General features: G+C 33.6%; 10 protein-coding genes. 8 read left to right on the top strand and 2 right to left on the bottom strand.

Annotated features, from left to right (window positions below; translation table 11 throughout):
• Positions 1-97 precede the first annotated feature (97 nt).
• The gene (gene tamL / locus ACFX5E_RS03375; protein WP_379853758.1) at positions 98-2,389 is read left to right on the top strand and encodes a translocation and assembly module lipoprotein TamL; all 2,292 of its coding nucleotides are present in this window, start codon (positions 98-100) and stop codon (positions 2,387-2,389) included.
• Positions 2,390-2,562: 173 nt separating this feature from the next.
• On the opposite strand, the gene ACFX5E_RS03370 is transcribed toward tamL, so the two are convergent.
• On the bottom strand, positions 2,563-4,110 hold the full coding sequence (locus tag ACFX5E_RS03370; protein WP_379853757.1) for a T9SS type A sorting domain-containing protein: 1,548 nt from the start codon (positions 4,108-4,110) through the stop codon (positions 2,563-2,565).
• 426 nt (positions 4,111-4,536) lie between these two features.
• Here ACFX5E_RS03370 and ACFX5E_RS03365 point away from each other — a divergent pair, with 426 nt between their 5' ends.
• Positions 4,537-5,964 (top strand): L-serine ammonia-lyase, encoded by a 1,428-nt coding sequence (locus tag ACFX5E_RS03365; protein ID WP_379853756.1) that lies wholly within the window; start codon positions 4,537-4,539, stop codon positions 5,962-5,964.
• Positions 5,965-6,083: 119 nt separating this feature from the next.
• Here the strand turns inward: ACFX5E_RS03365 and ACFX5E_RS03360 are convergent, their stop codons facing one another.
• On the bottom strand, positions 6,084-6,461 hold the full coding sequence (locus ACFX5E_RS03360) for a hypothetical protein (protein WP_379853755.1): 378 nt from the start codon (positions 6,459-6,461) through the stop codon (positions 6,084-6,086).
• 376 nt (positions 6,462-6,837) lie between these two features.
• On the opposite strand from ACFX5E_RS03360, the gene ACFX5E_RS03355 reads away from it, so the two are divergent.
• The 6 genes from ACFX5E_RS03355 (at position 6,838) to ACFX5E_RS03330 (ending at position 12,528) form a co-directional block, all read left to right on the top strand.
• On the top strand, positions 6,838-7,887 hold the full coding sequence (locus tag ACFX5E_RS03355) for a glycosyltransferase family 9 protein (protein ID WP_379853754.1): 1,050 nt from the start codon (positions 6,838-6,840) through the stop codon (positions 7,885-7,887).
• Positions 7,888-8,050: 163 nt separating this feature from the next.
• The gene (gene panB, locus ACFX5E_RS03350; protein ID WP_379853753.1) at positions 8,051-8,869 is read left to right on the top strand and encodes a 3-methyl-2-oxobutanoate hydroxymethyltransferase; all 819 of its coding nucleotides are present in this window, start codon (positions 8,051-8,053) and stop codon (positions 8,867-8,869) included.
• Positions 8,870-8,899: 30 nt separating this feature from the next.
• Complete coding sequence (locus ACFX5E_RS03345) at positions 8,900-9,589, top strand: RluA family pseudouridine synthase (protein ID WP_379853752.1); 690 nt, start codon at positions 8,900-8,902, stop codon at positions 9,587-9,589.
• 76 nt (positions 9,590-9,665) lie between these two features.
• Positions 9,666-10,994, top strand: coding sequence for an aldehyde dehydrogenase (locus ACFX5E_RS03340; protein WP_379853751.1), 1,329 nt, complete (start codon positions 9,666-9,668; stop codon positions 10,992-10,994).
• On the top strand, positions 10,985-11,722 hold the full coding sequence (locus tag ACFX5E_RS03335) for a nitroreductase family protein (protein ID WP_379853750.1): 738 nt from the start codon (positions 10,985-10,987) through the stop codon (positions 11,720-11,722). The genes ACFX5E_RS03340 and ACFX5E_RS03335 overlap by 10 nt, the downstream gene beginning before the upstream one ends.
• Before the next feature lie 35 nt (positions 11,723-11,757).
• On the top strand, positions 11,758-12,528 hold the full coding sequence (locus ACFX5E_RS03330) for a hypothetical protein (RefSeq protein ID WP_379853749.1): 771 nt from the start codon (positions 11,758-11,760) through the stop codon (positions 12,526-12,528).
• Positions 12,529-12,922 lie beyond the last annotated feature (394 nt).

The following is a 12,922-nucleotide window of genomic DNA, read 5'->3' as shown; positions in this document are numbered from 1 at the left end:
AAACATTAAGAAATTAAGAAAATTGATGAGCTGATTTTTTAATGAAACTTAATTCCTTAATGTTTAATTTTTTTTTAATCATATCAAAAAAAATCAAATGAATAAAAGTCATTTATTATATTTCCTTTTTTTAGTATTGTTTGCTGCTTCCTGCAGCAATACAAAATTTTTACCCGAAGGAGAACTGCTTTACACTGGTGCAACAGTAAAAGTAGAAGCAAAAGAAATATCCAATAAAGAGAAAAAAGCATTAAAAACAGCATTAAAAACTACCTTTAGACCCAAACCAAATTCTTCAATTCTGGGGTTACGTCCTAAATTATACATCTACAATTTAGCGGGAACACCCACAAAAGAAAAAGGATGGCGTTATTGGTTGAAAACTAAAGTAGGTGAACCTCCCGTTTTATTCAGTCAAGTAGATTTAGAATATAGCAAAAGTGTTTTACAGAACTTCTCTGAAAATAGTGGTTATTTCAACACTAAAACTGCAGCAGATTCCACCCGCCATGGCAAAAAAGCAACTGCAGAGTATATTGTAAAACCAGGCAGGCAATATAAAATTCGTGAAGTAAAATTCCCAACGGATTCCTCCGTAATCTCCAGTGCAGTCCGTACAACAAGCCGCAGAACTTTATTAAAAAAAGACAATGGTTACAGCCTTGCTATTATCAAAGAAGAAAGAGTCCGTATTGACGCCAGACTAAAGGAAAAAGGTTATTTTTACTTTAACCCCGATTATATTAAAGTACAAGTAGACAGTACCGTTGCAGATCATCAGGTGGATCTTATTGTAAAAGTAAAAGACGAAACACCAAAACTGGCAGAGACACCATTCAAGATCAATAAAATCATTGTGTATCCGAACTATTCCATTGGTTCAGATAGCGTACGACCTGATTACAATTCCATCAAAAAATACAACGATTTTACCATTATAGATCCGGAGAATTTATTCAAACCACGAATTTTTGACCGCGCTTTGTATTTTAAAAAAGAGGATTTATACAATCGTACCAATCATAATTTATCGTTGAACCGATTAGTGAATTTGGGTACTTTCAAATTCGTTAAAAATCAGTTTAAACCTTCTGACACCATAGGAAATTATCTGGATGCGTATTATTATCTCACTCCATTACCAAAAAAATCACTTCGTTTGGAAGTTTTGGCCAAAACCAATTCTGCAAACTATACCGGAACAGAACTAAATATAAACTGGAGCAATAGAAATACTTTCAGAGGTGCTGAATTACTTACTATTTCCGCTTTTGGAGGTGTTGAAGTACAAGTTTCCGGACAGAATAATGGATTTAATGTGTACAGGGTTGGAACCGAAGCTAATTTAGTTTGGCCGAGATTTGTTTCCCCATTTAAGCTACGATCTTCTAGTGGTTTTGTGCCCAAAACAAAAGCAACATTAGGATACGAATTTCAAAACAGGATAAAATTGTATTCTTTACAGACATTCAAAGGATCGTTTGGTTATCTATGGAAAGCAAGCGAGAAAAAAGAACATTTATTAAATGTTACTGAAATTACTTATGCAAGTCCACAAAATGTAACTCCTTTATATCGGGAGCAAACTGTAGCAAATCCATCATTGGGTAAAGTAATTGAAAAGCAATTAATTTTTGGACCAACATATTCATATACTTACACTAATACATTAGAGAAAAGAAGGAAAAACACATTTTACTACAAAGGATCTTTAGATTTGGCCGGAAACATAACTGGACTGGCTACAGGAGCAAACATAAAAAAAGGAGATACAATTAAACTATTTGATGTTCCTTTTAGCCAATTTATAAAAGTAGAAAATGATTTTAGGCATTATTTGAAATTAGGTCCAGATTCGCAGCTTGCAAGCCGAATTATTGTTGGTGCAGGATTTGCTTACGGAAATTCGAATGAGTTGCCCTTTATAAAACAGTTTTTCATTGGTGGAACAAATAGTTTAAGAGCATTTCGTGCTCGCTCTATAGGTCCGGGAACTTATGATGGTTCAGATACCGCGAGTAGCTTTTTAGCGGATCAATCTGGGGATTTAAAACTGGAGTTCAATACGGAATATCGGGCTAAAATTTATGGTTTGGTAAAAGGTGCTTTATTCCTAGACGCGGGTAACATTTGGTTGTTAAACAATAATCCCGAAAAACCAGGTGCTCAATTTTCTAAAGATTTCATGAACGAATTAGCCGTTGGAACTGGTGCCGGACTCCGTTTTGACTTCTCATTTCTTATTCTTAGAACCGACCTCGCCTTCCCTATTCGGAAACCTTATTTACCGGACGGACAACGTTGGGTTTTAGATCAAGTCAATTTTGGAAACAGTTCGTGGCGAAAAGAAAACTTAGTATTTAATTTGGCTATCGGATATCCTTTTTAATTTCGAAAAAACGGTAAAAAAGACAATATCAAGTCAAAGTATCAATTAAAATTATTATTTCTTTGATAGGGATTTTTATTGTTAGCTGATACCAATAATTATTTAATCGAAAGTAGAAACGAAGGAACAAATTGCAACTGATAACTAATAAGTCCAACAACCATATAATCTTTTTACTCTATTATAAAGGCACTCTGCCATTTCTTCTCCCCTGAAATTGCTTGTATTAAATACATTCCTGAAGCAAGTCCCCCTGTATTTACTTGTGTAGTATTTTTCGTTTGTTCAATAATTATTTTTCCATTAGGGTCTATAATGATAATTTTATCAATTACAACATCATCGGGAAACTGGATATTAAGTGTTGATTTAGCTGGATTAGGATAAATGACGATCGGCTCTTGTTGGAAACTTGAAGTGGATAATGACCCTGAGTCCAATTTGACAATCCAATAATCATAACTTCGTTGATTTTCATCAACACTGGTGTCAGTTGAATAAGTCCATCCTGCAACAACATAGCCGCCGTCTTTGGTCTGTCGGATACTGGTTGCTACATCATCATTAAAACCTCCAAGCGCTTTTTGCCATTGTATCGTTCCTGATTCAGTTAATTTTACAATCCAATAATCATTACCCACATAATCATAGTTCCCATTATTTCTTATAACATCTCCGTCTGTTGAATAAGTCCATCCTGCTACAATATAACCTCCATCCAATGTTTGCTGGATACTAGTTGCTTTATCGTCTCTAATTCCTCCAAGTGCTTTTTGCCATTGTATAGCTCCTGTTGCATTTAATTTCACAATCCAGTAATCAAAACTTCCATGATAATCATTAACATCTCCATCCGCAGAATTAGTATTTCCAGATACTATATAGCCCCCATCAGCGGTTTGCTGGATGCTTTGCGCTTCATCAATATTAGATCCGCCAAATGTCTTTTGCCATTGTATTATACCTGTTGCATTCATTTTTACGACCCAGAAATCATAACTTCCATTATTGTGGCTAACATCTTCATCTGAAGAAGCTGTCTCACCCGCTAAAATATACCCTCCATCTGTAGTTTGTTGAATGCTGAATGCATAATCCCCAGCGGTGCCCCCCAATGTTTTTTGCCATTGAATCTTGCCTATTTCATTCAATTTTACAATCCAATAATCGTAATCTCCATGATTTCCTGAAACATCACCATCTGTAGAATCTGAATAACCAGCTATTACATAACCTCCGTCTCTTGTTTGTTGGATACTGAGTGCAACATCCTCAAATGAACCTCCCAATGTTTTCTGCCATTGAATTGTTCCAGTTGGATTCAATTTTACAATCCAACAATCATAACTTCCGTGATTTCCGGTAACATCGCCATCTATAGAATTAGTCATTCCAGCAATGATGTAACCTCCATCAGCAGTTTGTTGGATACTGAAAGCATAATCTTCTGCAGAGCCTCCCATTGTTTTTTGCCATTGAATCGTTCCTTTTACGTTCAATTTTACAATCCAATAATCATAATCACCTTGATTTCCAGCAACATCTCCGTCTGTAGAATTTGTCATTCCAGCTATGATATATCCTTTATCTGCGGTTTCTTGTATACTGAATCCAAAATCATCGAAAGAACCACCAAGTGTTTTCTGCCATTGAATGGCTGGTTGGGAAAAACAATTCAATTGAAAGAGAATTACCCCTAAAATAAATAAAGTTTTTTTCATGATATTAGTTTTAAGTATTTTTAAAATTATTCATGTCTAAGCAAAAAAACGTAATTATTGAGGGGCTAAAATACTTTCCGATGGTTTATTTCAACCCTTCGTAAACTTTGATATCGAGATGAAAAAATCATCCCAAATTGGTAACACACAAAAAAATGAAATTTAACTTTCAGAAAATAGGTCTGGAAAATAAAAAAGGCACCTGTTTTAATTTCAACTAACTGTATATCAAAGTTCTAAAGAATAAATCATAGTAGTCAACAATTAATTGTTAATTTAATTATTTAAAACTTAAAAAAATTATCCAAGTATCCAAATAAAAATTATTATTATTAAACAACCATAAAAATTATTAAAAATCCATTATTTATCCTCTTTAGGACTCAATCATTATTATATTTGCATTAAACAAAATCTACTATAAATATGGAAGAATGTATCTCTGTTTTTGATATGCTAAAAATTGGTGTTGGACCATCGAGTTCACATACACTTGGACCTTGGCGTGCTGCAGAACGTTTTCTGGAAGAATTACGAACTGAAAACTTAATAGATACTGTCAACAGAGTAAAAGTAGATTTATACGGCTCTCTCTCCCTTACGGGTAAAGGCCACGCCACTGATTTAGCATTAATGCTGGGTTTAAGCGGGCAAGATCCTGAAACTATTCCTGTTGAAAATATTGCCGGGATTATAAAATCAATTGAAGATAAAAATGAAATCAATTTAGCAAACGAAATACTGATTCCATTCTATTTTTTACAAGACATTGTATTCAATAAAAACTTCTTACCCTTTCATGCCAATGGGTTGACTTTTACAGCTCACACAACTGACGACCAAGAATATTCGGCAACCTATTACTCCATCGGAGGCGGATTTGTGGTAAAAGAAGAACGCATCAATGCCAAGAAGAAAATTGCCATAAAATGTGCTTTTCCGTTTCCAATTGACAAAGCCGAAGAATTACTGAATTATACTGTTACCGAAAATAAAAAAATATCTGAAATCGTATACGAAAACGAGAAATCAATGCGTTCCGAGGAAGTTATTGATCACGAATTGATGCGTATTTGGCATACGATGTTAGAATGTATGTACATTGGCTGTCATTCTGAAGGGATTCTTCCCGGGGGATTAAATGTACGCCGACGAGCATTTGATATGCATCAAAACCTAATTGGATTAGCCAACTATAATACCCCTGAAACCTGGCTGGAAGAAATTAGAAAGACCGAAGTGAAATTCCGACAAATCCTTCAATGGGTAAGCTGTTTTGCACTTGCAGTAAATGAAGTCAATGCCGCTTTAGGACGCGTAGTTACCGCACCCACTAATGGAAGTGCAGGTGTTATTCCTGCGGTTTTAATGTATTATTTGGTGATTGAAAACCACGAAGCTAGCGAAAAAGAAATCAAACAATTCTTAATGGTTGCCGGAGAAATAGGAAGTATTTTCAAAAAAGGATCCACCATTTCAGCCGCTATGGGCGGTTGTCAAGCCGAGATAGGTGTCTCGTCTTCTATGGCTGCTGCTGCTTTATGCGAATTGATGGGCGGAACACCCGAACAGGTTTTAATGGCTGCCGAAATCGCCATGGAGCATCATTTAGGTTTAACCTGCGATCCCGTTGGTGGATTAGTTCAGATTCCATGTATTGAACGTAATACTATGGGTGCCATAAAAGCCATTAATGCTGCCGAATTAGCCTTATCAACTGACCCAAAAAATGCCAAAGTTCCCTTGGACAAAGTAATTGATACCATGTGGCAAACCGCTAAGGATATGAATAATAAATATAAAGAAACTTCCGAAGGAGGTCTGGCCATTGCCGTGAATTTAGCCGATTGTTAAGGGGATTAATTTTCCCTACTAACATGTTTAGTTCTTGAGATAAACTGAGTTTAAAAAAATAGAATCCTTTTTTCTAAGCTCAGTTTAGCAATAGTGCTTCTATAATTCTCGCCTTGTAATTATAATTTTGTAGATTTTCCCACTGTTAAATAAATATGGTTATTGGGATACAGAAATTCCATTTTAGTGTTCTTTGTATTTACTTTCATCTCTACTTGACCTTTTTTATTTTCTAAAGTATAAAGCGTGTAATCCGGATCCGGAGAAAAAACCACAGAATTAACTATTTTATAGACCAATTTCATATCAGTAAAAAAGAATACTACGTCGTTTTTTTGGGTATCCAAGAACACAAACGAATATTCATTACCTGAAATATCACATTCTCCGTTCTTAAAAGGTAGTTCATCTACGCAATAACGCTGAACATTAAATACATGTTCTTGAGAATAGATACTACCTGCAGTTAGCAGTGCCATTAAGATCATTTTTTTCATACTTCTTGACTCTTTTTCATTGTTCGAAATTGAAACAACAGTTTCCTTTAAAACAAAAGACATGCCAAAAAAGATAGTTTTTGCAAGTCCTGAAAATAACTTTCTTTATATGCTATTTAGGGTAATAAAAAATGTTGATTGCAAATATAAAACTGTTTAAAAGTACTTTTTTTGATCAAATTGCAATCGAAAATTTTCTAATAATACCATTAAAAATTGCACAAAATTTCAATATCTGACAATACAGATTGTATAAAAAAATCGTTTCTTTGAACAATATTACAAATGCAAGAATGTTAAAATAAAATTGAATACTTCATTTGTGTAAATAATTAATTTCTGTTAAAGTTCCAAGATCAAAAATATTTTAAAAAGTATGAATATAAAAAGAGACATCAATGCATTAAGAAGAACATTAATGCGCCGTTTGACTAAAAACATTGGAACTTCCCACTTTGATCCAAATACAGATTTCAATAAAGTAGGTATTAAAAAAATTTTAATTTGCAGGCCAAATCCCAGATTAGGAAATCAATTGTTAATCACTCCACTTATTCAGGAGGTCATTGCAACTTTCCCGGAATGTGAAATTGATTTGTTTGTAAATGGCGGTTTAGCGCCATTTGTATTTAAAAATTATAAAAACGTCAAACGAATAATTCAACTGCCCCGAAAACCATTTAAGGAGTTAATCAAATACCTTCAAGGATGGATGGCGTTGAAAAAACACAGTTATGACATTGTGATTAATGTAGTTGAAAGCTCTTCATCAGGAAGATTGTCTACACAGTTTTCCAATTCAAAATACAAATTTTTCGGGGATGATATTGATGAACTTCAGCTTAAATATGAAGATTACAAACACATCGCTAAACAGCCAGTCTACAATTTTAGGCATTATTTGACCAAGCTTGGAATTAAGGAAAATGACAAACCAATTCCTTCGCTAAATCTAATGTTAAGTTCTTCTGAAATTGCTGAAGGACAAAAATTACTGCAGGAAATTGTAAAAAATGACAAAAAAACGATCGCCATTTTTACTTTTGCAACAGGTGCCAAATGCTATCCGGAGTCTTGGTGGAAACCATTTTATGAAAGGTTAAAATCAGAATATCCAGATTACAATATAATTGAAGTTTTACCGGTCGAAAATGTTTCACAAATAGGATTTAAAGCACCTACATTTTATAGTAAAGATGTTCGTGAAATAGGATCGCTGATTGCCAATACGGAAGTTTTTATTGGCGCCGATAGCGGGATTATGCATTTAGCCAGCTCCGCACAAACGCCTACGGCTGGCTTATTTTCAGTTACGAATATAAAGATGTATGCGCCTTACAACAATAATAGTCTGGCAATAGACACTAATTCTGGTTCTATTGATGATTGGATTAAAATAGTAGACAGAATTGTTAAAAATAACTAGTTTAAAAGCTGGCTTTTGCTACTGATGTTAAATTTACAGATTTGAAACACTAATTCTTTAGTAAGTTACTCTTTTTATAAATGGATTCGATGAAAGTCGTGTCCATTTTTTTTGTTTCATAAGAATTAGTTTTACTACTTTTACCACTCATAAAAACACAACTATGTCTGTCGCAAAAAAAGATTACAAGAGAATTACTACCAAGTCATTAATTGAAATGAAAGCCAATGGTGAAAAAATTTCCATGCTGACCGCCTATGATTATACCATGGCTAAAATTGTTGATACTGCTGGAATCGATGTGATTCTAGTTGGTGATTCTGCTTCGAATGTAATGGCTGGTCATGAAACTACTTTGCCAATTACTTTAGACCAGATGATTTATCATGCTTCCTCTGTAGTTAGAGCAATAGAAAGAGCATTAGTTGTGGTTGATTTACCTTTTGGAAGTTACCAATCAGATCCTAAAGAAGCGTTACGTTCGGCCATCAGAATTATGAAAGAAAGTGGTGGACATGCCGTGAAACTCGAAGGTGGAAAAGAAATTAAAGAATCAATAAAAAAAATTCTAAACGCAGGAATTCCTGTAATGGGCCATTTGGGTTTAACGCCTCAATCCATATATAAATTTGGAACGTATACCGTTCGTGCCAAAGAAGAAGAAGAAGCGCATAAATTAATTGAAGATGCCATTTTGCTTGAAAGACTTGGTTGTTTTGCGTTGGTTTTGGAAAAAATTCCGGCACATTTAGCAGAACAAGTAGCTCAAAGTATTTCGATTCCCGTTATAGGAATTGGTGCCGGTGGCGGTGTAGACGGTCAGGTTCTTGTAATCCATGACATGTTAGGAATGAATAATGAATTTAGCCCTCGTTTTTTGAGAAGATACATGAATTTATATGAAGGAATGACTGCTGCTATTGGTCAATATGTTGCTGATGTGAAATCAAGTGATTTTCCAAATGTGAATGAACAGTATTAAGCCCTCTAACCCCCAAAGGGGCAACTGATAATGAAAATAATATCCAATAAAAATAACCTCCAAATCCTTCACGAAGACAACCACCTAATTGTGATTAATAAACGTGTGGGCGATATTGTTCAAGGTGACAAAACAGGTGATAAACCTTTGAGCGATGTGGTAAAAGAATATATAAAAGACAAGTACAACAAACCGGGAGAAGTTTTTCTGGGTGTTGTACATCGTTTAGACCGACCTACAACAGGAATTGTTGTTTTTGCCAAAACAAGCAAAGCATTAACTCGAATGAATGAGTTATTCAGCAACCGAGAAACGCAAAAAACATATTGGGCAATTGTGAAAAACAAACCCGAAAAAAGTGAAGACAAATTAGTTCATTTCATAAAAAGAAACGAAAAAAATAACACTTCAAAAGCGCATATTAAAGAAGTCCCTGAAAGTAAATTAGCAAGTTTGGATTATAAAATATTCAAAGAATTAAACAACTATTTTGCACTGGAAATCAATCTTCACACCGGAAGACATCATCAAATCAGGGCGCAACTTTTTGCCATTGGTTCACCGATAAAAGGAGACTTAAAATACGGTTTTGACAGAAGCAATCCTGATGGTGGAATTCACTTACATGCCAGAAAATTAGTATTTACGCATCCCGTTACCAAAGAATCTATTATTCTAATCGCCCCTACCCCTTCTGATTCAATATGGGATGCTTTATGATTTTTTTTTGTAAGAATGATTCATTATGTAAATTATAAAAATTAACTTTCATAGCACTAAATAAATTGTGTGTCCAATGAATTACAAAACCAACATAGCATATAGAAAAGAAACTTTAATAAAGTTACTGAATGTCATTATCACTCATGAAAATGAAATTATTGAAGCTTTATATTCTGATTTCAGGAAACCTGCTTTTGAAGCGGTTCTCACAGAAACGAATTATGTGATTTCCGAATTAAAAGATGCGATAAAAAATTTGCACAAATGGGCAAAACCAAAAAGGGTTTTTCCATCAATACTTAATTTTCCTTCTACTGATTATATCTATAAAGAACCTTACGGTAAAGTATTGATTATCGCTCCCTGGAATTATCCTTTTCAATTGGCACTTTGTCCTTTAATTTCAGCTGTTGCTGCAGGAAATCAGGTGGTTCTAAAACCCTCTGAACTTACTCCAAAAACATCTGAAATAATCACAAAAATAATCGAAAAAGTCTTTCCGGTTAATCATGTGGAAGTTATCGAAGGTGGTCTTGAAGTTTCTCAAAAACTGCTATCGCAACGCTGGGATTACATTTTTTTTACGGGTAGTGTTCCTGTAGGAAAAATTGTTGCAAAAGCCGCAGCCGAAAATCTTACCCCTGTAACACTTGAACTTGGAGGTAAAAACCCCTGTATAATTGACAATACCGCCAATTTAAAGTTGGCTGCGAAAAGAATTGTCTGGGGAAAATTTATTAATGCCGGTCAGACGTGTATTGCACCAGACTATATCTTAATTCAAAAAGATATGAAAAGTCATTTCATCGAATTCGTGAAATTAGAAATCACCAAAGCCTATGGAGAAAATCCAAAATTATCTCCAGATTACGCCCGAATTATAAATGAAAAAAATTGGCTTCGTTTAGCGAATATGATTGATGAAAACAAAGTGGTTTTTGGAGGTCAGACTGATATTGAAGATTGTTACATCTCCCCTACACTAATTGACGAATCTAGTGTGGATAGTTTGATTATGAAAGACGAAATTTTTGGTCCTTTACTGCCTATTCTTTCCTATGAAAATGAAACCGAAATTAACACTATAATTTCTAAATACGAAAAGCCATTATCATTATATGTATTTACCGAAGACAAGAAATTTGCACAAAAAATAATTAAACGCTATTCTTTTGGAGGCGGTTGCATAAATGATACCGTGGTGCATTTTTCTAATAAAAGACTTCCTTTTGGTGGTGTTGGTCACAGTGGAATAGGTGCTTATCACGGTCGTTTAAGTTTTGATACTTTCTCTCATAAAAAAGCAATTGTAAAAAAAGCAAACTGGTTAGATTTACCCATGCGTTATGCACCTTATAAAGACAAGTTGAAATCAATTAAAAAAGTATTAAAATGGCTATAACCAATGAAAAATCAGTAAGTGAAGCCATAAAATATAGGCGATCCGTTCGGGTTTTTAAAAAGGAACCTATTGATGAGCAAAAAGTAAAAAATTGCATCCATTTAGCCACACTTGCGGCAACAAGCAGTAATATGCAACTATGGGAATTTTATCATATCGTATCTCCTGATATTATAAAAGAAATAGCCGGAGCCAGTTTTGACCAAAACGGAGCTAAAACTGCTCAGCAGTTACTGGTTGTTGTTGCGAGAAAAGATTTGTGGAGAAAAAGGATGCAGGCCAATATCTCTTTTTTGAAATCGCAGTTTGGTAATAAACCGGAAGCTGAATATTCAAAGAGGGAAAAATTTGCTATGAACTATTATAAGAAAATCATACCTACAATATATACGGATTTTTTAGGGATATTAGGCGGGATAAAATTCCTTGCTTTTTATATCATCGGATTGTTCAAACCTATTTATAGGCAGGCAAGACTAAGCGATATGCGCATTGTAGCTCATAAAAGTGCCGGACTCGCCGCACAAAATTTCATGATCAGTATGGCAGCCATAAATTATGATACTTGCCCAATGGAAGGTTTTGATTCGCTCAGAATAAAAAAAATACTTCATTTACCATCTTCCGCTGAAATCAATATGATAATTGGATGCGGACTAAGAGACGAGCAAGGAATATATGGAGAACGTTTCCGAATTTCTTTTGAAGAAGTCTATCATAAAATATAAAAACCTTAAATTAAATAACTCAAACCTTAAATTAAATGATGAAAACTACAAAAGAAAAAATTGAAGAAATACAAACCAACGGCTACCAAATAGATTTTGGAAATGTTTTTAATCATGCATTCGAGAATTATAAAAAAATTGCCTTATATGCCGGTCTGATGATTTTTGTGTTCTTTGTAATAGTTGGATTGTTCATTGGTGGAACAGTAATTTTTACTTTTGGAGTTTCTGCACTAAATCAAAAAATGTTAGAAAATTTAAGAGTCGAAAATTTCTCAGGAATGTATTTGGTAATATATTCCATTTCAGCAATTTTAGTAACTTGTCTTATCAGTCCTTTCTTTGCTGGATTAATTAAAATGGCTGATAGTGCTGAAAAAGATGAGGAATTTCATGTTTCTACAGTTTTCGAATATTATAAAAATCCGTATTTTCAAGAGTTAGTTATTTCTTCACTACTAATTACAATTTCCACCACAGCTTTGTCCGAAATTTTTAAGCTTCTTGGTATCGAAATAGTTGGTGCATTGTTTAGTGCAATAATAGGTTTTTTTACATTTCTGAATGTTCCTCTAATTATTTTTGGCGACTTAAAAGCTATCGATGCCCTAAAATCCAGTATGATAATAGTTTCAAAGCAGCCATTAGTCCTTTTGGGATTATTAATTGTAAGCTATATAGCTTCACTGGTAGGATTTATAGGATGTTGTATTGGAATATTTTTTACACTCCCTTTTATATACTCTATGTATTATGCAATTTACACTTCAATTATAGGAATAGATTCGGAAAATGAGCTCGAATAAATAGCTCAAAATTTAAAATATACTTTTTATAAAAAACACAATCTGATCTTTTTTAGGTTGTGTTTTTTATTAAAAAATTATATATTACCTCAAAATTAAGATAAGATCCTAAATCTATTCTTTCTAACCTAATCTAAATATCCCTATGGTATTATGCTATAGTTCATTACTATTAACAAAATTTAATCTGTTTTTTTTTAGTTGGTTTTATAATTTTATAACAACGAATAATTTTTCATTAATTAAAATACTGATTAACAGTACTGTAAATTTTTGGATCATAATTCCCATTCTAATTGTACTATTTTTTTTATTGATTTATAGCTTTTCAAAAATTAGAAAAACATTATACAGTGAGTCCATAGAGAAAAATTACAAAGAAAATTTAAGAAAT

The sequence above is a fragment of the Flavobacterium xylosi genome, from assembly GCF_042787345.1.
Classification (GTDB): Bacteria; Bacteroidota; Bacteroidia; order Flavobacteriales; family Flavobacteriaceae; genus Flavobacterium; species Flavobacterium xylosi.
Note: the sequence above shows the minus strand (reverse complement) of the source record. Positions and strands in the feature narration are given on the sequence as shown.

Bases quoted from the DNA above. Each gene is read 5' to 3' on its own strand.
- ACFX5E_RS03335 (WP_379853750.1), top strand. From the start codon at position 10,985: ATGGCTATAACCAATGAAAAATCAGTAAGTGAAGCCATAAAATATAGG.
- ACFX5E_RS03370 (WP_379853757.1), bottom strand. From the start codon at position 4,110: ATGAAAAAAACTTTATTTATTTTAGGGGTAATTCTCTTTCAATTGAAT.
- ACFX5E_RS03330 (WP_379853749.1), top strand. From the start codon at position 11,758: ATGATGAAAACTACAAAAGAAAAAATTGAAGAAATACAAACCAACGGC.
- ACFX5E_RS03365 (WP_379853756.1), top strand. From the start codon at position 4,537: ATGGAAGAATGTATCTCTGTTTTTGATATGCTAAAAATTGGTGTTGGA.
- ACFX5E_RS03340 (WP_379853751.1), top strand. From the start codon at position 9,666: ATGAATTACAAAACCAACATAGCATATAGAAAAGAAACTTTAATAAAG.
- ACFX5E_RS03360 (WP_379853755.1), bottom strand. From the start codon at position 6,461: ATGAAAAAAATGATCTTAATGGCACTGCTAACTGCAGGTAGTATCTAT.
- tamL (WP_379853758.1), top strand. From the start codon at position 98: ATGAATAAAAGTCATTTATTATATTTCCTTTTTTTAGTATTGTTTGCT.
- ACFX5E_RS03355 (WP_379853754.1), top strand. From the start codon at position 6,838: ATGAATATAAAAAGAGACATCAATGCATTAAGAAGAACATTAATGCGC.
- ACFX5E_RS03345 (WP_379853752.1), top strand. From the start codon at position 8,900: ATGAAAATAATATCCAATAAAAATAACCTCCAAATCCTTCACGAAGAC.
- panB (WP_379853753.1), top strand. From the start codon at position 8,051: ATGTCTGTCGCAAAAAAAGATTACAAGAGAATTACTACCAAGTCATTA.